We start from the raw sequence: 22,725 nt of genomic DNA on the forward strand, positions 1-22,725 counted from the left end.
AACAGAAAAATTCTGTTCATTTAGAAGGTCTTGCTAACAAGATTAAACTCGCTAATTAACCGAGTGATAGTCACCGATATGACGATTAATTAACACTAAAGTGTAAGCTACTCCCCTTCTAGGGAATTAAATTGTATACTTTAATTATATGTAAATTTTAGAAAAAGTCAACTGATTTATAATAATTTATTTCTAGACATTATAAATGTTAATATTAGGCATATAATACATGTAATCAGAATAACTATCCAAAATCCACTTGGATGACCTGCAAATGGCAATCCTGCAACATTCATACCAAAAAAACCAGAAACTATAGTTGGTATAGACATTATAAGTGTTATAGAAGTTAAAAATTGCATAACTGTATTTTGGTTATTACTAACAATAGCGCTAAATGCATCCATTATTCTACTTAAAATATCACCATATATAGTTGCCATTTCTAAAGCCTGTCTATTTTCTATGATAACATCCTCAAGTAAATCTTCATCATCTGAATATTTTTTTATTGATTCAGTTCTAAGCATCTTGTTTAAAACAAGTTCATTTGCTTTTAAAGAGGTAGAAAAATATATAAGTGATTTTTCTAACTCTAACAATTGAACTAATTCTTTATTCTTCATAGACTTATAAATTTCTTTTTCTATAGCGATAGTCATTTTATTTATTCTTCTAAGGTAATGTAAATAATAGCTTGCATTTTTATAAAGTATTTGAAGAATAAATCTAGTTTTCTTATAAGTGAAGAAATTCTTAACATGTCCTACTATGAAATCATTTAATATTTTTGTTTGAGCTGTACATATAGTAATTATACTATTATCTAACAAAATAATACCTAATGGAATAGTAGAGTAGTGTGTAGAAGATGCATCACTTTCATCTATTGGAATATCTATAAGTATTAATATGTGGTTATCTTCTATATCAATTCTTGAACGTTCTTCCTCATCTAGCGCGGCTTTAATACTTTCTATATCAACTTTAAATGTTGAAGAAATTTCTAAAATTTCTGCCGTAGTTGGTTCGACTAGATTAACCCAACAACCACTTTCAAATGATTTTAATTTTTCTAATTTAGAGTCAATAGTCTTATAGTATCTTATCATTTGATCACTCCTTTATTCAGTTTTAAAAGCAATCACTTAAGTATTATCTACATAATCACTTAAACATATAATTGAATAAAGGAATTTAAGTAATTATTAAGTTATACTAAGTGATTTTATAAACAAACATATCCGAAGTGGAACACTGTCCATTTTTTATATCACTCCTTTTCTTATACTTATTAAAAAAGACCACATCAGCATCGCTGCTTAAGAGGTCAGGTAATTAAATAATAACATATATTAAATTTTAATACAACAAAATACTACATTTAATTTATTCAATATTATAAAAATTTATATACCATAAAACCATTATAATACATAAAAGTAAAAAAATTAATATATAATTAAATTATAGAAAACAAAAGGGGGAAGAGATATGAGATATAGAAAGTTTGGAAAGACCAATGAAAATATATCTATATTAGGATTTGGATGTATGAGGTTTCCTGAAATAGATGGGAAAATAGATAAGCAACAAGCAAAAAATATGGTGAGATATGCAATTGACAATGGTTTAAATTATATAGATACAGCATATCCATATCATAAAGGCGAAAGTGAAATAGTGGTAGGGGAAATATTAAAAGATGGATATAGAAATAAAGTTAAATTAGCAACTAAACTTCCATCATGGAATATAAAATCTAGAGAGGATATGGATAAATACTTAAATGAACAATTAGAAAAATTACAAACAGATTATATAGATTTTTATTTAGTTCATGCGTTAGATGAAAGCTTATGGAAAAATTTAGTTGATAATGATATATTAGATTTCTTAGATGAAATAAAAAGAAATGGAAAAGTAAAATATGTAGGATTTTCATTCCATGATAATTATGAAGTATTTGAAAATATTATTGATAGTTATAATTGGGATTTTACACAAATTCAATATAATTATATAGATGAAGAATACCAAGCAGGTACTAAAGGGCTTAAATATGCACATGAAAAAGGACTGGGGATTATAATTATGGAACCTCTTAGAGGTGGAAAATTAGCTAAAGGATTATCTAAAGACATATTAGATATATTGAGTAACTCAGAATATAACAAAACACCAGCACAATGGGCATTTAAGTTTTTATATGATAAAGAAGAAGTCGGTATAGTTCTTAGTGGGATGTCTAGCATGCAAGATGTAATAGAAAATATAAACACTTGTGACATACATGGTAAAAGTAACTCTATGAATAAAGAAGAAGAATATACAATAAATGAATTGAAAAATAAATTTAAATCAAAGATAAAGGTAAACTGCACAGCTTGTAAGTATTGTTTACCGTGTCCTAATGACGTTAACATTCCTATGTGTTTTGAAGCTTTAAATAATGCAAGTATGTTTGATGATATTGAACCTGTTAAAAATAATATGTATGAGTATCTAATTAATAAAAATAGTGATGCATCAAGATGTATTGAATGTAAAAAATGCGAAAAAGTTTGTCCTCAACATATAGATATAGTAAATAAGTTAAAAGATGTTAAAGAAACATTTAAATAATATAAGGTTGAAAAAAATAGTATACTTTGGTATTATATAGGATGCATTAAAACTTAAAAAGACAGTTCGTAAGCCTCCTGTCTTTAAATAAAACTATGGTTAAGTCTTAAAATATAATTATTATTTTGATATTTGAACCGTAGATTACTTCTACGGTTTTTTTGAGCAACGGACGAAGTCGTTGGCGACAGGAGCTAAGCGACTTTTTTATGATTTTAAATTAAGACTTATAAGGAGAAAACAAATGACAAAATACAATAAAAAGACAAAGAAGCTTGTTACAACAGCGTTAGTAGCAGCTATATACGCTACACTGACATTAGCTTTAGGTGCTATAAGTTATGGACCGATACAGTTTAGACTAGCTGAAATTATGGTATTATTACCATTTATAAAAAAAGATTATATATGGGGACTTACTATAGGGTGCTTTTTAACAAATGTAATAGGTCCATATGGAGCACCTGATGTAATATTTGGAACTACAGCGACATTTTTAAGTGTATACGCAGTATATTTGACAGGGAAATTTATGAATGGAAAAAAGTTTGGATTGCTAATAGCTTCAATTTGGCCAACAGTTATAAATGCAATAATAATTGGATTTATGCTAAATAAGTTTGTTGGATTACCTCTTTTATTATCTATGTTACAAGTAGGATTTGGACAATTTGTAGTAATAACTATAATAGCTGTACCATTATACAAATCACTAGAAAAGAAATACTTTAAGCTATTAGAAAATGCATTTTAAGTAAAAGAGAGGAAATAGTATGGTTACTCAAATTTTAATAGGCTCAACTATAGTTTTAGGAACTGCTTTATTTTTGAAAAATGAAACAGAAGATTTAGAAGTAACAAAATATGAAATAAAAAATAGTAAAATACCAAAGGCTTTTGATGATTTTAAAATAGTTCAAGTTAGTGATTTGCACAATAAAAGCTTTGGAAAAAATAATGAAAAACTTTTAAAAAAGATAGATGATGAAAAACCTGATATAGTAGTTATAACAGGAGATTTAGTTGAAGGTGATAATAAAAATTTTAAAGTTGCTTTAAATTTGATAGACGAACTAACTAAAAAATACAAAGTATATCATATAATAGGAAATCATGAGCAAAAATCTTTGATAAAAAAGTATAAAGAAGAATATAAAATTTATTTCAATAAGTTAAGTAATAAACCTATTATTGATTTAAATAATGAGAAGGTTGTTGTAAATAAAGAAAACTCAAGTATAAATATTTATGGATTGATAGTACCTCTTGACTATTATCCGTATTTTTTTAAAAACTATAAGAATAGGAAAAAAAGTTTAGATAAAAACTTTATTACTAATAGATTAGGAACATTAAATGAAAAAGAATTTAATATAATGCTTGCTCATACACCATTTTTCTTTGAGAATTATACAAATTATGGAGTAGATTTGGTTTTAGCAGGGCATGTTCATGGAGGAATAATTAGGCTACCTTTTGTAGGTGGAGTACTTTCTCCGAATAGAGAGTTCTTTCCAAAATATGACTTTGGCAAATATGAAGATAAAAATACTTCAATGATACTAAGTAAAGGTTTAGGGGGATCTAAAGTACTAATAAGACTTAATTGTAAACCTGAAATAGTAAGTATAACCTTAAAACACGAGTAAAGACTAGCTAATTTTAGCTAGTCTTTTTAGATATCCCCAAAAACTGATATATATATATAGAAAAAAACTATTAAACAATATTTAATTATAGTTTTTTTCTATGTATAATGCTGAATATTTTTGGTATAATAGTTATACAAATGTGGTAATTTATAGAAAATTGTAAAAATAAAAGGAGTGGGAATATGAAAATTAATAAAAAATTTAAAGTTCTTACAATGGGACTATTACTTTCAGTATCAATAGGAGCTCTAGTAGGGTGTTCTTCAAATGATACGGCTAGTAATGATAATAAAAATTCAGCAAAATATGAAAATATAGATGCTAAAGAAACTGAAGATTTATTAGCAAGTGGGGATGATATAGCTGTTGTTGATGTTAGAGGAAAAGATGAATATAGTACAGGACATATAGATAAAGCTAAGAATATAGATCTTAATAATTTCGAAAATAATTTAACTATATTAGACGATTACAAAGAAAAACCTGTGCTGCTTTATTGTAACTCAGGAAAGAAAAGTGAAGATGCTGCTAAGATATTAGCGGAACATGGATTTAAGAAAGTTTACAACGCAGCTGATGGTGTCAAAGAGCACGACTATAAATTAGTTAAGTAAAAATAACCTCCTGGCAATAATATATAGCTAGGAGGTTATATTATTTATATACAATAAATTAAGGAGGTAAATATGAAAAAAATTATTGCCGTGGTAATATCGATTTCATTGATTTTGTTAGTAGGATGTAATAATACTAATAATGATAATAGTAACTTAAATGATAAAATCTTAAGTAAAAATTATAACCAAATAGAAGATAGCGCTAAAGGAAGTACTGTTAATTTTTATGGATGGGGAGGGAATGAAGTTTTTAATAAATGGTTTGATAACTATGTTATACCTAATATGAAAAATAAGTATAATATTGAAGTTAAAAGAGTTGGAATGGATATAGATACTATAATGAATAAACTTATATCTGAAAATCAAGTTCAAAATACAAATGGAAGTGTAGACGTATTTTGGGTAAATGGAGAAAATTTTAAGGTAGCAAAAGATAACGGGTTATTATTTGGGCCTTTTTTAGATAAAATAGAAAATTACAATAATTATGTTGATAAAGAATCAAAATCAATTACTACAGATTTTGGAACAAGTGTAGATAATATGGAGTCTCCTTGGGGAAAAGCATCTTTTACTATTTTAGAAAATTCATCAAAAGTGCCGTTAAATATAACTGATACAAAAACTTTAAAAGATGCTATAATAAGTAATCCTGGGAAGTTTACATATCCAGCACCTCCAGATTTTACAGGAAGTGCTTTTGTAAGAAATGTTATATATGATACAGTGGGGTATGAAAAAATTAAAAATTTACCTGAAGATAAGGAGAAAGTTAGAGAAATTATAAAACCAGCAATAGATTATTTAAATGAAATTAAACCGTATTTATGGAACGAGGGAAAAACATATCCATCAACAATAGCACAACTAGATAATATGTACTCTGATAATGAGATATACTTTACAATGACTTATGCACCAAATGAAGTAGAAGGAAAAATTGAATCAGGTGAATTTGATAAAAGTACGAAATTTATAAACTTTGAAAAAGGAAACATATCTAACACACATTTTTTAACTATTCCAAAGAATGCTTCAAATAAGGAAGGTGCTATAGTTTTAATAAATTATTTAACTAGCATAGATGCACAGGCAAGTAAGAGTAATCCTAAAAACTGGGGAGATATGACAGTTCTGGATATGGAAAAATTACCTACTGAAGATAAATCTAAATTTAAAAACTCAGTTAAAATAGAAAAAGAGGTTCCTGAAATAAATGCTAATTTAGTACCAATAATAGAGCAAATATGGATTGAAGAGGTTGCTAATAGCAATGAATAAGATAAAACCATATTTATTAATTGCACCAGCGACAATACTTTTAACACTTATAATGGGAATTGGCATTATAACATGTATATGTCAAAGTTTAGGGTGCTTTCCTCAGATAGGATTGAATAATATAACCTTTGATTATTATAAAGAAATATTAAGAGATAAACAATTTATAGAATCTTTATGTTTAAGTTTAAAGACTGCATTTATATCTTCAATTATATCTGTTGGTATAGGATTATTATTAGCGTATTGTATGTCTAAAAGTAAATTTTCTAAAATAAGATATTTTATGATAAATTTACCTATAATAGTACCTCATATAGTTGTTGTGATATTAATTTTTGCTATATTTTCAAAAAGTGGGATTATTTCAAGGATATTATTTAATATAGGGATAATAAATGACTCAAATGAATTTATAAGCTTAGTAAATGATAAATATGGTATAGGGATTATATTGGTGTACATATATAAAGGAACTCCTTTTATAGCTATGACAGCGTATAATGTTTTAAAAAGCATAGATGATAAATTAGAATTTGTAGCAAAAAACTTAGGAGCTAATAATTATCAAACGTTTAAGTTTGTAATATTACCTCAAATACTACCAAGCTTAATTTCTTCATTTATAATATTATTTGCATTTTCTTTTGGATCTTTTGAAGTGCCATATCTTATAGGGGCAACAAATCCTAAAGCTCTTCCTGTAAATGCATATATAAATTATATTGGTTTAGATTTAATAAATCAAAGGCCTAAAGCTATGGCTATGAATACAATAATAGCTATTATAAGTTTTGTATTACTAATAATTTACAATAACTTATTAAATAAAATAAATAGATATAAGTAATAGGTGAAAACATGAATAAAAGTTTAAATAAATTAATTATAAATTTAATTTTAATATCTTTAATATGTCCTATATTAGTACTTTTTATATGGGCTCTGACGTCTTCATGGGTGTATCCTAAAATTATACCAGGAGAAATCTCATTAAGAGGGATTGAATATCTATTTAATTCTGAAAATATAAAGGTATTAATAAATAGTTTATTTATATCGGTGGTAGTAGTAGTATTAACTATAATTATAAGTATACCTGCAGCTAAAGCAATAGCTTTATATGAGTTTAAAGGTAAAAGATTATTTGAATTAATGATTTTATCTCCTATAATAATACCTACAATTTCTATAGCAATGGGTATACAACTAACATTTTTGAAATGGAAAATAGCTAATACGGTTTTAGGCGTTATTATAATAAATATAATTCCATGTTTACCATATGGAGTGAGAATAATAACAGATGTATATAAAGTTATAGGAAATAAACATGAAGTACAAGCAAGTATGCTAGGTGCTAGCAAAATAGATATACTAAGATATATAACTCTACCATTGATTTTACCAGGAATAATAGGTGCAGCAAGCATGTGCTTTATAATTTCATTTAGTCAGTATTTTTTAACTTTACTAATAGGTGGGGGAAGTGTAATAACTTATCCGTTAATAATGTTTCCATATATTCAAAGTGGAGATAGAACAATAGCATCAGTATATAGTTTAGTATTTATAGCTACAAGTTTATTGGTAGTTATATTGATGGAAAATTCAATTAATAAATATTACAAAAACAACAAGGAGAATATAAATGTCATCAGTTAGATTAACGAATTTGAATAAAAATTTTGATGGGATTAATATTATTAATGATATAAATTTGGATATAGAAAATGGAGAACTTATAACTCTTTTAGGCAAATCAGGATGTGGAAAAAGTACTACTTTAAAACTAATAGCAGGGCTCACTCAACCTGATAGTGGAGATATTTTGTTTGATGACAAGTCTGTATTAGATATTAAAACCAAAGATAGAGATGCTGTAATAGTATTTCAAGACTATTCATTATTTCCTCATATGAATGTATTTGAAAATATAGAATTTGGACTTAAAATAAAAAAAATAGATAAAAATAAAATAAAAGAAAAAGTTAAAGAACTTATAAGTCTAGTGAAACTCGAAGGTTTTGAAAAAAAGTATCCAAAAGAATTATCTGGAGGACAAAAGCAAAGAGTAGCAATAGCTAGAAGCTTAGCAGTTAATCCTAAAATATTACTTTTGGATGAGCCCTTTTCTAGTTTAGATATAAACTTAAGAAATGAAATGAGGCAGTTTATAATAGATATACATAATAGACTAAAAATAACAATTATATTAGTCACTCATGATAAAGAAGAAGCTCTTGTTATGAGTGATAAAATAGCAGTAATGATTGCTGGGAAAATAGAACAGTTTGATACACCTAAAAATTTATATGAATGTCCGAATTCTAAATGTGTTGCAGATATATTTGGAAAACGAAACTATATAAGTGGAGATATAGTTAATGGAGTCTTTAAATCTAAAAATATAAGTTTGGATTTGGAAAATAATTTAACCGAAAATGATGTGGAGTTAATGATATCTAAAGAAGACATATGTATATATGATAAAAAAGAAGCTTTTGGTATAGATGCTTTGGTAACTAAGAAGGTTTATGCAGGGAATTTAACATATTATGATATAAATATTGATGATACATTACTTCAATTATGTTCAAATAATAGTATATATGAAGAAGGCGAAAGAGTTAAAGTAACAATTAATGTAAAAAATGTAGTTTATTTTAAAAATAAAAATTAATATTGATTAAATAAAAGTGAGATACAATCTTCTCACTTTTTTATATATAAGGAAATATTAATACATATGTAAAAAAATTTTCATTATGAATTTTTAAATAATTAAGCTTATAAAAATATACTTATGTATAATAAAGATATAATAATGAAAAACAAATAAAAGAGGTGTAAAGTATGAATAAAAATAGAATAAAAGAACTAAAACCACTTGCACAAACTAAGTTTCTAAGCATATATGATGCAAAGTATACAAATAAATTAGGAAATGAAAAACACTGGATGATAGCTTCAAGAAAAGATTATGTTAGTTTGAGTGATAAATACTTTAATGGAAAGCAAGATGAAGTGGATGCGGTTGTAATAGCTGCATTTCATGAAAAAAGTAAAAGTTTGGTTTTAGTAAAGCAATTTAGAATACCATTAAATGATTATGTATATGAACTTCCAGCAGGATTAGTAGATCCAAATGAAGACCCTAAACTAACTATAAAAAGAGAATTAAAAGAAGAAACAGGACTTAACTTATTACATATAAATCACAATTTAGGTAGTAATCAATTATATTTATCACCAGGAATGACAGAAGAAAGTGCTAGTTTAATTTACTGTACATGTGAAGGTAATTTAAGTAAAGCGTATCTTGAAGAAGATGAAGATATTACACCTATGTTAGTTAATCAAGAAGAAGCTAAGAAACTAATAAGGGATAATGTAAAAATAGATATAAAAGCTTTTATGACTTTACAAAGTTTTGCACTATATGGAGAAAGTTTTTTTAGTTTATAATAAGTGTGATAAAATCACAGAGTTTATTAAGTGTATTTATTAAAATAATATATATAATAAATACAAAAGGAGAAAAATTATGAACTTCTTAATGAATATATTTAAAAATAATAAATACAAAAATATAGATTCAAGCGAATTAAAATCTATAATTAAAGATAATAAAAGTTATATAATTATAGATGTAAGAACTAATCAGGAATATAAAAATGGGCATATAGATAAGGCTAAAAATATACCCGTAAGTGAATTAAGAAATAAGGTAAACACTATAAGTAAGTATAAGGATAAGATTGTAATATTGTATTGTGCTTCAGGTGCTAGAAGTAAAAGTGCAGCAAGTATTTTATATAAAGAAGGATTTGAGAATATATATAACTTAAAAGGTGGAATGTATAGTTATATGAACTCTAACTAAAAAATAGTAAAAAGACTATCTGAAATTATATTAATTAATTTAAAGGTAGTCTTTTTTTAATTAATATACAGAATTTGCACAACAATGTAAGAAAGCTTACTATATTGACTACCGTATACAAATGGTATATAATACCACTTGTAAAGGGGAAATACAGTTCCCTAACAAATATATTTAATATTTGGAGGCTTAAAATGGACATAAAAGGAACTAAAACGGAAAGAAACTTAATGGCTGCATTTGCAGGAGAGTCAGAAGCTAGAAATAAATATTCTTATTATGCATCTAAAGCAAGAAAAGAAGGATATAACAAAATTGCAGATTTCTTTGATGAAACTGCTCACAATGAAATGGCTCATGCTAAAATATGGTTTAAATTAATTCATAATGGAGTTGGATCAACAGAAGAAAACTTAAAGGATGCTGCGGCTGGAGAGCATTATGAGTGGACTAGCATGTATGAACAATTTGCAAAAGAAGCAGAAGAAGAAGGGTTTGAAAAAATAGCATTCTTATTAAGAGAAGTTGGGGCTATTGAGAAGGAACATGAAGAAAGATATAAAGAACTACTTGAAACTTTAAATGCTGATAAAGTATTTGAAAAAGAAGAAGTTGTAGAGTGGAGATGTAAAAACTGTGGACATGTACATAAAGGAACAAATGCACCGGAATTATGTCCAGTTTGTGAACATCCAAAAGCTTTCTTCGAAATAAAATGTGATGAATTTTAATTAGATATAATCTTTAAAAATATACTTTAGGTTAAGAAGAAAATACATATATATAAAATAAGTAGCTCATGATTATTAAATAATCATGAGCTACTTTTATTGTTATTTATAGTTTTGATGTAAGTTCTTCTATAACCTCAGATACAGATTTTAGACAGTCTACTTTATAAGCATTGCTTCCGCAAAATAAAAGACCGTTGTCAATATCACCTGTAACAGCATCAATAAGTGCTTTAGAGATACAATAAGGAGTACTAGCTGGATTGCATGGAATCAGGCAATTATAACATTTAGTTATATTTTTTCCTTCACGAACAGAACTGATAAACTTATTAGTTATAGCACGACCAGGCATACCAACTGGACTTTTTACAATTTGTATATCATCTTTTGATGCATTTACATAGGTCATTTTATATTCATAAGAAGCATCACATTCATGAGTTGCTACAAATTTTGTGCCAACTTGAACTCCACTAGCGCCCATATCTATGTATTTTAAAACATCATCACCAGTAAAAATTCCACCAGCTGCAATAACGGGTATGTTTTTATTAAATTTTTCACCATAACTTTTAGCTATGTCTAATATCTTAACAAACTCTCCATCATAATCTATACTTTCTATATCATCCAATTCATCATTATGGTATCCTAAGTGACCGCCTGCCTTAGGGCCTTCTACAACTATCATATCAGCTGTAGTATTTTCTCTTCTATCCCACATTTTAAGAATAACACTCAAAGCCTTAGATGTTGATACTATAGGTGCTATTTTAACAGAACTACCTTTAACTAGTTTAGGAAGTGCTGTTGGTAAACCTGCTCCAGATATTATTAAGTCAACACCAGACTCAATGCAAGTTTTTACGTGTTCTTCATAATAATTCATAGCAACCATAAGGTTTACTCCAATTATTCCTCCCTTAGAATTTTCTTTTGCTTTTAATATATGTTTTCTTAAGGCTCTTAAATTAGCTTTAAGTGGATTTTCTTCGAAATCATCTTCATCATAGCCTACTTGAGCACCAGATATAACACCGATTCCTCCACATTTAGCAACAGCACTAGCAAGAGAGGATCTAGATACTCCTACACCCATACCACCTTGGACTATTGGCACTTTAGCTATTAAATCTCCTATTATTAATGGTTTCATTACTTTCCTCCAAAATGTAATTTTACTAGATAATTATATTAAGTATTAGTACCTAGTAATAATTAAATTATACTATAAAATAAAAAATAATCAATTATTATTTAAAATCTTTATAAAAACAGAAAAGACTGCCTTTAAAAGGCAGTTCATTTTGTATTAATCAGATTCAGTGGATGCAAATTCATTTTTTAAAGAAGGTTCATAATTATTGGAAGACGAATTTATAACTGCTTTATTTTTCCAATATCCTTTTTTATAATAAATTCCTGTAACAATTAATCCAACCAACCATCCTATAGGAATTCCCATCCATATTCCATTTACTCCGTATATTGAAGATAATAAATAAGAAGCTGGTATTCTAGCTATCCATAAAGATATCATAGAACTTATCATAGCAAATAAAGAAGCACCTGCTCCACGTATAGAACTAGTCAACATAAAAGAAGTACTTATAAGGAAGAAGAAAGGGCCTATTGTAAGTAAATATTTAGAACCTATAGATACAACTTCTGGATCAGTATTAAATAATTTTATTAAATTTTCTTTAAATAGGAAAAATATTATTAAAACAAAAACTGATATAGAAAGAGCCATAGTAATTGAAGATTTCACACCTTTTTTAACTCTTTCAACCTTTCCAGCTCCCATATTTTGCGCAACAAATGTGGATACAGCACTACCTAAATTCATAATAGGAAGAGAAATAAAGGTTTCTATTTTAGAACCTGCTCCAAAGGCCGCCATAGCAGAAGTACCATAACTATTAACTAAAGATTGAAGAGTTATATTTCCTATAGAAAAAAGTGTTTGTTGAACAGCTGAAGGCAAACCCAGTTTTAAACCTGTTTTAAAAATATCAGAATCATATTTCAAACTTTTAAACTTAATTTTTAAAACATCATGGCGTTTATTAAGGTATACAACACTAAATATAAAGGCTACAGCTTGAGCTATTATAGTAGCTAAAGCAACTCCATTTACGCCCATATTAAAATATATTATAAATACAATATCCAAAATTATATTTAGAATAGTTGCTATTATAAGAAAATATAAAGGATTTGTAGAATCACCAAGTCCTCTTAAGATAGCACAAACTGAATTATATCCGGTAGAAAATAGTGTTCCTGCAAATATTATTACTAAATATCCTTTAGAAAGGTTAAAAATTTCGGTTGGAGTATTCATAATTTGAAGTATGTTATCACTAAAAAAGACTCCTATTATAGTTATGAAGAAAGAAGCTATAAATATAAATATATATGTAGTATCTATTGCGTTTTTTACTTTTTCCATGTTTTTAGCTCCGTAATATTGTGATATAAGTATAGAAAATCCTAAAGTTATTCCCATTAAAAATGATGTCAACAAAAACATTATGGGATTAGCTCCAGATACTGCAGCCATTGCGTTTTTTCCAATAAACCGTCCTACAATTATACTATCAGCAGTATTATATAACTGTTGAAATAAACTACCAATTAGCATTGGAAGAGCAAAGTTAAATATGCATTTACTTTCATTTCCAATTGTTAAATCTTTCATAAAAATCCCCCTTGTATTTATTTTTTAAGTCATTAATAGTATAGTAACAAATGTTTAGAATATTCTCTATAATTAAATATTATTATTTTTAAATAATATTTTAAACTTTTTGACTATTTACAAAAATGCTATTTTTCAAAAAGTAAGTAGATAAAAAATTAAATATATAATATAATTTAAATACAAAATGAAATTATATTATAATTGGGAGGAAAAGGTTTTGGAGACAGCTAAGCTAAAAAAATTGGCAAAAGAACAAATGAAGGGGAAAACAAGTTTATTAATTATTTCAAATTTAGTGTTTAGTGTATTAACAATGGTGATACCAATCATACAACTTATGTCTAACACAGAATTAAATTCGATTACAAAGTTCATACTAATGACAATAGTACAACCTTTGTTTTTAGGAATTGCATATATTCATTACAATTGTACTATAGAAAATAAAAATGTAAAATTATTAGATTTATTTTATGGTTATAAAGTAAGTTTATTTCGTCAAGGAATCGTATATATAGTAAGAACTATGATAACATATTTAATGACTTCGTCTTTAGTAACATTAACAACGACAGTTATTATGATATTTAAACCTAATCAAGCAGTAGTTCCTATTATAATGGCTATTATAATATTTATACCATCATTTATATTACAAACTTATCTTTCGCAGATATATTATATAATGGTGTGCAATGAAGAAATGAAAGGAACTGAGGTTTTAAAAGATAGTATGTTAATGATGAAGGGGAGATTAGTAGAGTACATAGCTATAACTTTAAGTTTTGTGCCTTGGCTAATACTAGATATATTTACTTTTAAATTAGCATCTATATGGGTTAATCCATATAAAAATCAAACATTAGCAAATTATCATAAATTAGTCAGAAATGAATATTATAAAAATGAAAAAGTTATAGCCTAAATTTAAATGTAAAGAGGCGGTAATATGGTTCAAGTAACTTTATTAGGTTGTGGCGGTGGAGTTCCAACACCTGATAGATATCTTTCTTCATTACTTATAAATTATAGAGGTAGAAAGGTTCTTATAGATTGCGGAGAAGGAACTCAAGTTTCTATGAAAATAATAAATTCAGGATTTAAAAGTATAGACTATATTTGTATAACTCACATACATGGAGATCATATAATAGGACTTCCAGGAATTTTATCTACTATAGGAAATAGTGGAAGAACGGAGCCGTTAACTATAATAGGACCAACTGGGATAAAATTAGCAGTAGAAGCTTTTATGGTAATTACAGGACAGCTTCCATATGAAGTTTTAATAATTGAAAATCCTAAAGAAGATATACTAATAGACAATAATTACATAGATAATGATATTATTATATCTACACTTGAAGTAGATCACTCATCCCCTTGTATAGCGTATAGTTTTTATATAAAAAGAAAGGCTAAGTTTGATATAGATAAAGCTATAGAAAACAATGTGCCTAAATTACTTTGGAATAAGTTGCAAAATGGAAGAAATATAAAATTAGATGGAAAATTATATACAAAAAATATGGTAATGGGAGAAGCTAGAAAAGGCATTAAGATTAGCTTTGTAACAGATACCAGACCGATTGAATCAATAGTTGACTTTGTAGATAACAGTGATTTATTAGTTTGTGAAGCTATGTATGGGGAAGATGAAGATTTAGAAAAAGCTATAAAAAATAAACATATGACGTTTAGGGAGAGTGCAAACATAGCGAGAAATGCAAATGTAGAAACCTTGATATTGACTCACTTTAGTCCAATTGTTAAAGATCCGAATTTTTATATTGAAAATGCTATAGAGATATTTGAAAACACTATAATAGGGACAGATAGAATGGGACTTAGCTTAAAGTTTAAAGAGTAGTAATTATTACTACTCTTTTGTTTTGATAAAATATATTAGGGTATAATTATAATATCAACTTTGTGGAGGTCGGATATGAATTATAAAAACATAGATAATAAAAAATTGAAAGAAATGATAAAAGATAAAAATACTTTATTAATAGATATAAGAACAGAGGAAGAATTTGAAGAGAAAAAAATAGAAAATGCTATAAACATACCTCTTCAAAATTTAATGTATAATATAGACGATATAAGCGATTATAAAGATAAAAATATAATAGTTTATTGCAGAAGTGGACATAGAAGCATAACTGCATGTAATTTATTAGAATTAGAAGGATTTAAAAATATTTATAATTTAGAAAAAGGTATAATAGAGTTTGGTTAATATAAAAAAGGATTAAAATCTATAAACTAGGTTTTAATCCTTTTTAAAAAAGTTTAGAAAGTTATTTTGAAATTCATTATAAATAAAAAATATTATATATGTAAAAAAATTTAAATTTTAATTGAAAACGATGTCATAAAATGATAAAATTTATCTAGATAAATAAATAACAAATTATTTATAAAATATATAAAAAAAGAATTTAAAAATTCTTTTGTAGAAATAATAGGGGGTTTTTAACATGATAAAAGAAAGATTATCAATGCTTAGAAAGCATATGAGTGAGAAAAATATAGATGCATACATAATACCATCTTCAGACAATCACCAAAGTGAGTATGTTGGAGATTATTTTAAAAGTAGAGAATTTATATCTGGATTTACAGGATCAGCTGGAACTGTAGTTGTAACTATGAACGAAGCAGGGCTTTGGACAGATGGAAGATATTTCATACAAGCTGAAAATGAATTAAAAGATACTACTATAAAACTATTTAAAATGGGTGAAGAAGGGGTTCCTAGTACAGATGAATACCTTGATGAGGCTATAAAAGAAGGTGGAGTATTAGGATTTGATGGTAGAGTTATATGTGCTAAAGAAGGATCTAGTTTAGAAGAGAAGTTAGCTAAAAAAAATATAAAAATAGTATATGAATATGATTTAATAGATATGATTTGGAATGATAGACCATCATTATCTACAGAAAAAGCGTTTTTACTAGATGTTAAATATGCAGGAGAAACATTTAGTTCAAAGTTAAATAGAGTTAGAGAGGCTATGAAAGAAAAAGGGGCAACAACTCATGTTATAACAACTCTTGATGATATTGCTTGGTTATTTAATATAAGAGGTGGAGATGTTAAGTTTAATCCAGTAGTACTATCTTATGCACTAATAACACTAGATAAAGTATACTTATTTGCAGACGAAGCAAAGTTAAATGAAGAAATATTAAATGAATTAAATAAAGAAGCTGTAGTTATAAAACCATATAATGATATATATGAATTTATAAAAACTTTAGATAAAGACGAAAAAATATTATTAGATTCAACTAAAATAAACTATGCTATATTAAATAATATACCTAGTGAATTAACTAAAATAGATGACTTTAATCCAACTATGTTTATGAAAGCTCAAAAAAATAAAGTGGAATTAGAAAATATAAGAAATAGTCATATCAAAGATGGTGTAGCATTTACAAAGTTTATGTATTGGCTAAAAACTAATGTAGGTAAAATGGAAATAACTGAACTTAGTGCTTCTAAAAAACTAGAAGACTTAAGACGTGAACAAAATGGATTTATAGAGCCAAGTTTTGGAACTATAGCAGGATATAGAGAACATGCAGCGATGATGCATTATAGTGCAACACCAGAAAGTGATTATAAATTAGAAGCAAGTGATTTATTCTTAATAGATTCAGGTGGACAATATTTTGATGGGACTACAGATATAACTAGAACTATGGCACTTGGAGAAATAAGTGATGAACTTAAAAAGCACTTTACAGCAGTAGTTAGAGGTATGATAAATCTATCAATGGCTAAATTCCTACATGGAGTAAGAGGATATAATCTAGACATATTAGCAAGAAGACCAATGTGGAATATGGGAATAGACTATAAATGTGGAACAGGACATGGTATAGGATTCTTATTAAATGTACATGAGGCACCTAATGGATTTAGATGGAGAATAGTTCCAGAAAGATTTGATAGTGCTGTACTTGAAGAAGGAATGGTAACAACTAATGAACCTGGTATATATGTAGAAGGGTCTCATGGTATAAGAATAGAAAATGAGCTAGTTGTAAGAAAAGCAGAGAAAAATGAATATGGTCAATTTATGGACTTTGAAGTAGTAACTTTAGCTCCAATAGATTTAGATGCAATAGATGTAGATGAAATGAATAGAGAAGAAAGAGAATACTTAAACTTCTATCATAAGTTAGTTTATGATAAAATATCACCATTCGTAAGCGAAAATGAAAAAGAGTGGTTAAAAGAATATACTAAATCTATATAAATTAAAAAATAAGGGTGTATGATTTAAAATCATACACCCTTATTTTTGTGAAAACAGAATTGCTAATTAATAAAATAGAGCAAAATAATCAGTAAATTTATTTAGTAGAAAATAGTTGTTATTTAAGTAATAGCAAAATTATGAATATAAAAAAATAAAAAACTTTCGATATTTAGTAAAAAATTTAAAAAATAATAAAAATTATGTAAATATATTGAAAACGATATCATAAAATGCTAATATTATAAATGGAAAAAGAAATACATATAAATTTATATAAATAATAAGGGGGCTTATTATGATAAGGGAAAGAGTAGAAAGATTAAGAGGGTATATGAAGGAGTATGGTATAGATGCATATATAATACCATCTTCAGATAATCATCAAAGTGAATATGTTGGAGAATATTTTAAATCAAGAGCTTATATATCAGGGTTTACAGGATCTGCGGGTACTTTAATAGTAACTATGGATGAAGCTGGACTTTGGACAGACGGAAGATATTTTATACAAGCTGAAAAACAATTAGAAAATACAGGTATTAAACTATTTAAAATGGGTGAAGAGGGAGTACCGACTACAGAAGAATACTTATGTGAAAAAATGTCTGAAAATTCTAACTTAGGATTTGATGGTAGATTAATATCTGCAAACGAAGGAAGAACTCTAAAAGAGAAATTAAATCACAAAAATGTAAGCATAATATATGAACATGACTTAGTTGAAAAAGTTTGGGAAGACAGACCTTCATTATCTACTGAAAAAGCTTTTTTACTAGATGTTAAATATGCTGGAGAAACATTTAGCTCGAAATTAAATAGGCTTAGAGAAGCGATGAAAGAAAAAGGAGCAACAACTCATGTCATAACAACTCTTGATGATATTGCTTGGTTATTCAATATAAGAGGAAGAGATGTAAAGTATACACCAGTTGTATTATCTTATGCATTAATAACGTTAGACGAAGTTTACTTATTTATAGATGAAAATAAGCTAAATGAAGAAATGTTAAAAGAGTTGAATACTGAAAATGTAATAATAAAGCCTTACAATGAAATATATGAATTTGCTAAGACTATAGATAAAAATGAAAAGATATTATTAGATGATAATAAAGTTAACTACTCGATATATAACAATTTAGATAGTGAAATTGAAAAAATACACGGATTCAATCCTACTATGAACTTCAAAGCTATTAAAAATAAAGTTGAGTTAGATAATATAAGAAATAGTCATTTAAAAGATGGGGTAGCTTTCACTAAGTTTATGTATTGGTTAAAAACTAACATAGGAAAGTTTGAAATAACTGAGATTAGCGCAGCTGAAAAATTAGAAAACTTAAGACGTGAACAAGAAGGATTTATAGAGCCAAGTTTCGCAACTATAGCAGGATACAGAGAACATGCAGCTATGATGCACTATAGTGCAACACCAGAAAGTGATTATAAATTAGAAGCAAAGGATTTATTTTTAATAGATTCAGGTGGTCAGTACTTTGATGGAACTACAGATATAACTAGAACAATAGCATTAGGGGAAGTAAGTAATGAACTTAAAAAACATTTCAGTGCAGTAGTTAGAGGTATGATAAATCTATCTATGGCAAAGTTTTTACATGGGGCTAAAGGATATAATTTAGATATATTAGCAAGAAGACCAATGTGGAATATGGGAATAGATTATAAGTGTGGAACAGGTCATGGTGTAGGATTCTTGGGAACTATACATGAGGCACCTAATGGATTCAGATGGAGAATAGTTCCTCAAAGATTAGAGACAGCTACGCTTGAAGAAGGAATGCTTACAACTAATGAACCAGGAATTTACATAGAGGGTTCTCATGGAATAAGAATAGAAAATGAACTTATAACAAAAAAAGCTGAAAAAAATGAGTATGGTCAATTTATGGAATTTGAGCCAGTTACATTTGCACCAATAGATATAGATGCAATAGATGTAAATGAATTGAATAGAGAAGAAAGAGAATACTTAAATAATTACCATAAGTTAGTTTATGAAAAAGTAGCTCCTTTCTTAAATGAAGAAGAAAGTAATTGGTTAAAAGGGTACACTAGAGAAATTTAATTTTAGGGGTATGCTAAAGTAGCTTTGTTTAAACAAAGCTACTTTAATATAAAATAATATTTTTAAGGGGGATTTAATAGATGGCAAACACAGCATCTGTACCTGCAAAGCATCCTAAAGGATTATATACTTGTGGGTTAACATTTACGTTTGAAAGGTTCGCATATTATGGGTCGAAGACGTTATTATTACTATTTTTAGCGGAAATGGTAACAAAAGGTGGTCTAGGAATAGACGCTGTTGATGCAACGGCTATAGCTGCAAACCTAGCAGCATTCACTTATTTAGCACCTATATTTGGAGGTATGATATGTGATAGATGGATAGGGGCAAGATATTGTGTAATTATAGGTTCAGTTATAATGGCAGCAGGTTATGCATTAGGTTATTTCGCAACAAGTGTAATGTGGGTTCATGCAATGATAATTTTAATATCTATAGGAACAGGATTTTTTAAAGGTAATTTAAATGCACTAGTTGGGGAATTATATGATGATAATACTAGAAAAGATGCAGCGTTTTCTATATTATATACATTTGTTAATTTAGGTTCTTTTATAGGGTCATTAACAATAGGTATATTATACACAAAAACTTTTGCTGTTATAGAAAATGGTCAAATAGTTGAGTATGGATTTAGACAATGCTTTATGTTAGCTGCTATAGTGATGTTACTTGGAGGATTGCTATTTGCTTGCACTATGAAATGTTTAGGAGAAGCAGGAAAATATCCGCAAAAAATGCTTGATAAGAGTATGGAAAATAGCAAAGATTCAAAAGCAGCAGATAGACCTTTAACTAAAAAGGAAAAAGATAGAGTAAAAGTAATATTTATATTATCTTTCTTCTCAATATTCTTCTGGGTATTTTATAATCAAGCAGGATCTTCATTAGCATTATACATGAAAGACTATGTTGATTTATCAGTAGGAAGTTTTGAAATACCAGTAATGTGGATAGAAACTACATTAAATGGATTATTATGTGTTGCATTAGGTCCAGTTATGGCAGCTATATGGACTAGGTTATCTAAGAGAGAAAAAGGTGACTTAAGTATGGCGCAAAAAATAGCTTTAGGCTATGCATTTTTAGCTGTAGCATTTGGATTTGTTATATTAGCGGAGTTTAATAGAGGTGTAGGAGCTCCTACTACTGTAAAAGCTAGTGTAATGTGGTTAGTATTCTTCGTAATATTCCAAACTATAGGAGAAATGTGTTTCTCTCCACTTGGAAACTCTCTAGTAAGTAAAATAGCACCAGCTAAATACTTATCTTTACTTATGGGAGTTTGGGCATGTGCAACTTTCTTTGCAAATAAAGCGGCTGGATATGTTCAAATGATAATAGAAAAAATGGGACTTATGCAAACATTCATAGCTATACCAGTAATACTAATTGTAGGTACATTTATAATACTTGCATTTAATAAAAAATTAACTGCTATGATTGGAAGCGATGAAGAAAAAGAATCAGCAGTAGCTTAACAATAAAACTATTAAAGGTTAGGATTTAATCCTAACCTTTAATAGTTTTTGTTTATAGATTTCAAATACTCACTAGGAGAAAATCCATAAACCTTTTTAAACTTATTAGAAAAGTAATGAATAGAGTTGAATCCAAGTATTTCGGAAATTTCGCTAATTGTATAATTAGATTCCTTTATAAGTTCTTTACTTTTTTTTAACTTTAATTCATTAATATATAACTTAACAGTAGTGTCTAAATTTTTTCTAAACAATAAATGAAGTTTAGAACTACTTATACAAAATTCATCGCAAATAGTTTTTATATCAAGGTATTCGCAAACATTTTCATTTATAAACTGTAAAATATCATTTAAAAGAGTATCATCATAGTATTGTTGAACTTTATTAACAGGCTTTATTATAGATTGCTCAAAATCAATACTTAAAATTTTTAGAACTAATTCTTTTAAATAACAAATTGAAAGCTCATCGCAATATAAATGAGTAGAATTTAATTCTTTCATAAGCTTGCTAATTATATTGTATAATTCTTTTGTAGAAGAAAAAATTTTATTAGAAAGTAAATCACTATCATTAAAATCCATGTCAAAACTTACAGTTAAGTAAGAACAGGATTTTTTATTATCTGTATATTGACTATGATATTCATTTGGAGAATAAAAAAATAAATCTCCTTGAACAAGCTTATATTCTTTGTTATTAACTTTAGTATAAAGAACACCTCTATCAACATATGTGAGTTCCCAAAAATCATGTTTTTCACCTTTAAATAGATAATTAGTAGGTTTTTCTTGATAAAATTTAGTGAATATCTTTTTTATTGAAATAGTAGGAACTATTTCTTTATACGTATATGGCTGTGATAAGTTTATAGAATGAAAAAATGGATTTTCACCAAATAAATCTATACAACAATTATCAGAGATAGGTATAAAATTATAATAAACTTCTTTTTGAAGCTTAATTCTACCATTCAAAATAAAAGTTTCAATATTTTTAAAATCTGCATCTAAAGATACTACAATAAGAACTACACCGCTTTTTAATTTAATATATAAATCAGAATTTGATGCATTGAGAATATCCACTGATTTATGCAAAAGATTTAGTGAAGTTTTTTTCTCGCAAATCATAATATCCTCGGGTAATTTTGATAAAATTACACCGTATTTCTCAAAGGATAAACAAGTAGTCTGTTTAAACAATTTAAAATCCCCCTAAAATTATGAAATCTATTTCCCGTTATTAATATTTTACAAAAAAATACAGTAAAAATCAAAATTAAATCATAGGTTTTAATTAAATAACGATATAAAAATATAAAACTTTTATACAAAAGTGCAAATACATAAAATATATTACGTATTAAA

At 27.1% G+C, this 22,725-nt stretch carries 21 protein-coding genes; 17 read left to right on the top strand and 4 right to left on the bottom strand.

Annotation, left to right across the window (positions count from 1 at the left end; translation table 11 throughout):
* Positions 1-176 precede the first annotated feature (176 nt).
* Positions 177-1,112, bottom strand: coding sequence for a magnesium transporter CorA family protein (locus ACEXNK_RS08915; protein WP_373599376.1), 936 nt, complete (start codon positions 1,110-1,112; stop codon positions 177-179).
* Positions 1,113-1,494: 382 nt separating this feature from the next.
* On the opposite strand from ACEXNK_RS08915, the gene ACEXNK_RS08920 reads away from it, so the two are divergent.
* From ACEXNK_RS08920 to rbr, 11 genes are all read left to right on the top strand, one after another.
* On the top strand, positions 1,495-2,625 hold the full coding sequence (locus ACEXNK_RS08920) for an aldo/keto reductase (protein ID WP_373599375.1): 1,131 nt from the start codon (positions 1,495-1,497) through the stop codon (positions 2,623-2,625).
* A gap of 244 nt (positions 2,626-2,869) precedes the next feature.
* The gene (locus ACEXNK_RS08925; protein ID WP_373599374.1) at positions 2,870-3,379 is read left to right on the top strand and encodes a QueT transporter family protein; all 510 of its coding nucleotides are present in this window, start codon (positions 2,870-2,872) and stop codon (positions 3,377-3,379) included.
* Positions 3,380-3,398: 19 nt separating this feature from the next.
* Positions 3,399-4,274 (top strand): metallophosphoesterase, encoded by an 876-nt coding sequence (locus ACEXNK_RS08930; protein ID WP_373599373.1) that lies wholly within the window; start codon positions 3,399-3,401, stop codon positions 4,272-4,274.
* A 185-nt stretch (positions 4,275-4,459) separates the two neighbouring features.
* A complete protein-coding gene (locus ACEXNK_RS08935) occupies positions 4,460-4,891 on the top strand; it encodes a rhodanese-like domain-containing protein (RefSeq protein WP_373599372.1) in 432 nt (143 codons plus the stop codon).
* 72 nt (positions 4,892-4,963) lie between these two features.
* Positions 4,964-6,178: an ABC transporter substrate-binding protein gene (locus tag ACEXNK_RS08940; RefSeq protein WP_373599371.1), complete on the top strand. Its 1,215-nt coding sequence runs from the start codon at positions 4,964-4,966 to the stop codon at positions 6,176-6,178.
* Entirely contained in the window at positions 6,171-7,028 is an 858-nt protein-coding gene (locus ACEXNK_RS08945; protein ID WP_373599370.1) for an ABC transporter permease, read from the top strand. The genes ACEXNK_RS08940 and ACEXNK_RS08945 overlap by 8 nt, the downstream gene beginning before the upstream one ends.
* An 11-nt stretch (positions 7,029-7,039) precedes the next feature.
* Positions 7,040-7,843, top strand: a complete 804-nt coding sequence (locus tag ACEXNK_RS08950; protein ID WP_373599369.1) for an ABC transporter permease — start codon at positions 7,040-7,042, stop codon at positions 7,841-7,843.
* Positions 7,830-8,861, top strand: coding sequence for an ABC transporter ATP-binding protein (locus ACEXNK_RS08955; protein ID WP_373599368.1), 1,032 nt, complete (start codon positions 7,830-7,832; stop codon positions 8,859-8,861). The genes ACEXNK_RS08950 and ACEXNK_RS08955 overlap by 14 nt, the downstream gene beginning before the upstream one ends.
* A 173-nt stretch (positions 8,862-9,034) precedes the next feature.
* Positions 9,035-9,646 (top strand): NUDIX hydrolase, encoded by a 612-nt coding sequence (locus ACEXNK_RS08960; RefSeq protein ID WP_373599367.1) that lies wholly within the window; start codon positions 9,035-9,037, stop codon positions 9,644-9,646.
* Positions 9,647-9,725: 79 nt separating this feature from the next.
* Positions 9,726-10,064, top strand: coding sequence for a rhodanese-like domain-containing protein (locus ACEXNK_RS08965; protein WP_373599366.1), 339 nt, complete (start codon positions 9,726-9,728; stop codon positions 10,062-10,064).
* A gap of 194 nt (positions 10,065-10,258) precedes the next feature.
* Positions 10,259-10,795, top strand: a complete 537-nt coding sequence (rbr, locus tag ACEXNK_RS08970; protein WP_373599365.1) for a rubrerythrin — start codon at positions 10,259-10,261, stop codon at positions 10,793-10,795.
* Positions 10,796-10,901: 106 nt separating this feature from the next.
* Here rbr and ACEXNK_RS08975 read toward each other — a convergent pair whose 3' ends face one another.
* Both ACEXNK_RS08975 and ACEXNK_RS08980 read right to left on the bottom strand, forming a co-directional pair.
* The gene (locus ACEXNK_RS08975) at positions 10,902-11,954 is read right to left on the bottom strand and encodes an NAD(P)H-dependent flavin oxidoreductase (RefSeq protein WP_373599364.1); all 1,053 of its coding nucleotides are present in this window, start codon (positions 11,952-11,954) and stop codon (positions 10,902-10,904) included.
* A gap of 156 nt (positions 11,955-12,110) precedes the next feature.
* Positions 12,111-13,502, bottom strand: coding sequence for an MATE family efflux transporter (locus ACEXNK_RS08980; RefSeq protein ID WP_373599363.1), 1,392 nt, complete (start codon positions 13,500-13,502; stop codon positions 12,111-12,113).
* A 220-nt stretch (positions 13,503-13,722) separates the two neighbouring features.
* Here ACEXNK_RS08980 and ACEXNK_RS08985 point away from each other — a divergent pair, with 220 nt between their 5' ends.
* The 6 genes from ACEXNK_RS08985 to ACEXNK_RS09010 all read left to right on the top strand — a co-directional run bounded on the left by ACEXNK_RS08985 (position 13,723) and on the right by ACEXNK_RS09010 (position 21,352).
* Positions 13,723-14,430, top strand: a complete 708-nt coding sequence (locus tag ACEXNK_RS08985) for a DUF975 family protein (protein ID WP_373599362.1) — start codon at positions 13,723-13,725, stop codon at positions 14,428-14,430.
* Positions 14,431-14,454: 24 nt separating this feature from the next.
* Entirely contained in the window at positions 14,455-15,375 is a 921-nt protein-coding gene (locus tag ACEXNK_RS08990) for a ribonuclease Z (RefSeq protein ID WP_373599361.1), read from the top strand.
* Positions 15,376-15,450: 75 nt separating this feature from the next.
* Positions 15,451-15,747 carry a rhodanese-like domain-containing protein gene (locus ACEXNK_RS08995; protein ID WP_373599360.1) on the top strand — a complete coding sequence of 99 codons (297 nt, stop codon included), beginning with the start codon at positions 15,451-15,453 and terminating at the stop codon, positions 15,745-15,747.
* A 241-nt stretch (positions 15,748-15,988) separates the two neighbouring features.
* On the top strand, positions 15,989-17,779 hold the full coding sequence (locus ACEXNK_RS09000) for an aminopeptidase P family protein (protein ID WP_373599359.1): 1,791 nt from the start codon (positions 15,989-15,991) through the stop codon (positions 17,777-17,779).
* Between the two features lie 295 nt (positions 17,780-18,074).
* Complete coding sequence (locus ACEXNK_RS09005) at positions 18,075-19,868, top strand: aminopeptidase P family protein (protein WP_373599516.1); 1,794 nt, start codon at positions 18,075-18,077, stop codon at positions 19,866-19,868.
* An 80-nt stretch (positions 19,869-19,948) separates the two neighbouring features.
* Entirely contained in the window at positions 19,949-21,352 is a 1,404-nt protein-coding gene (locus tag ACEXNK_RS09010) for a peptide MFS transporter (RefSeq protein WP_373599358.1), read from the top strand.
* A gap of 38 nt (positions 21,353-21,390) precedes the next feature.
* Here ACEXNK_RS09010 and ACEXNK_RS09015 read toward each other — a convergent pair whose 3' ends face one another.
* Complete coding sequence (locus tag ACEXNK_RS09015) at positions 21,391-22,560, bottom strand: AraC family transcriptional regulator (RefSeq protein ID WP_373599357.1); 1,170 nt, start codon at positions 22,558-22,560, stop codon at positions 21,391-21,393.
* Between the last annotated feature and the right edge of the window lie 165 nt (positions 22,561-22,725).

The organism is Paraclostridium bifermentans, assembly GCF_964259345.1.
In the GTDB taxonomy this organism is placed as follows: domain Bacteria; phylum Bacillota; class Clostridia; order Peptostreptococcales; family Peptostreptococcaceae; genus Paraclostridium; species Paraclostridium bifermentans_B.

Bases quoted from the DNA above. Each gene is read 5' to 3' on its own strand.
- ACEXNK_RS08995 (WP_373599360.1), top strand. From the start codon at position 15,451: ATGAATTATAAAAACATAGATAATAAAAAATTGAAAGAAATGATAAAA.
- ACEXNK_RS08955 (WP_373599368.1), top strand. From the start codon at position 7,830: ATGTCATCAGTTAGATTAACGAATTTGAATAAAAATTTTGATGGGATT.
- ACEXNK_RS08965 (WP_373599366.1), top strand. From the start codon at position 9,726: ATGAACTTCTTAATGAATATATTTAAAAATAATAAATACAAAAATATA.
- ACEXNK_RS09000 (WP_373599359.1), top strand. From the start codon at position 15,989: ATGATAAAAGAAAGATTATCAATGCTTAGAAAGCATATGAGTGAGAAA.
- ACEXNK_RS08975 (WP_373599364.1), bottom strand. From the start codon at position 11,954: ATGAAACCATTAATAATAGGAGATTTAATAGCTAAAGTGCCAATAGTC.
- ACEXNK_RS09010 (WP_373599358.1), top strand. From the start codon at position 19,949: ATGGCAAACACAGCATCTGTACCTGCAAAGCATCCTAAAGGATTATAT.
- ACEXNK_RS08920 (WP_373599375.1), top strand. From the start codon at position 1,495: ATGAGATATAGAAAGTTTGGAAAGACCAATGAAAATATATCTATATTA.
- ACEXNK_RS08915 (WP_373599376.1), bottom strand. From the start codon at position 1,112: ATGATAAGATACTATAAGACTATTGACTCTAAATTAGAAAAATTAAAA.
- ACEXNK_RS08940 (WP_373599371.1), top strand. From the start codon at position 4,964: ATGAAAAAAATTATTGCCGTGGTAATATCGATTTCATTGATTTTGTTA.
- ACEXNK_RS08930 (WP_373599373.1), top strand. From the start codon at position 3,399: ATGGTTACTCAAATTTTAATAGGCTCAACTATAGTTTTAGGAACTGCT.
- ACEXNK_RS08950 (WP_373599369.1), top strand. From the start codon at position 7,040: ATGAATAAAAGTTTAAATAAATTAATTATAAATTTAATTTTAATATCT.
- ACEXNK_RS08945 (WP_373599370.1), top strand. From the start codon at position 6,171: ATGAATAAGATAAAACCATATTTATTAATTGCACCAGCGACAATACTT.
- ACEXNK_RS08980 (WP_373599363.1), bottom strand. From the start codon at position 13,502: ATGAAAGATTTAACAATTGGAAATGAAAGTAAATGCATATTTAACTTT.
- rbr (WP_373599365.1), top strand. From the start codon at position 10,259: ATGGACATAAAAGGAACTAAAACGGAAAGAAACTTAATGGCTGCATTT.
- ACEXNK_RS08960 (WP_373599367.1), top strand. From the start codon at position 9,035: ATGAATAAAAATAGAATAAAAGAACTAAAACCACTTGCACAAACTAAG.
- ACEXNK_RS08925 (WP_373599374.1), top strand. From the start codon at position 2,870: ATGACAAAATACAATAAAAAGACAAAGAAGCTTGTTACAACAGCGTTA.
- ACEXNK_RS08990 (WP_373599361.1), top strand. From the start codon at position 14,455: ATGGTTCAAGTAACTTTATTAGGTTGTGGCGGTGGAGTTCCAACACCT.
- ACEXNK_RS08935 (WP_373599372.1), top strand. From the start codon at position 4,460: ATGAAAATTAATAAAAAATTTAAAGTTCTTACAATGGGACTATTACTT.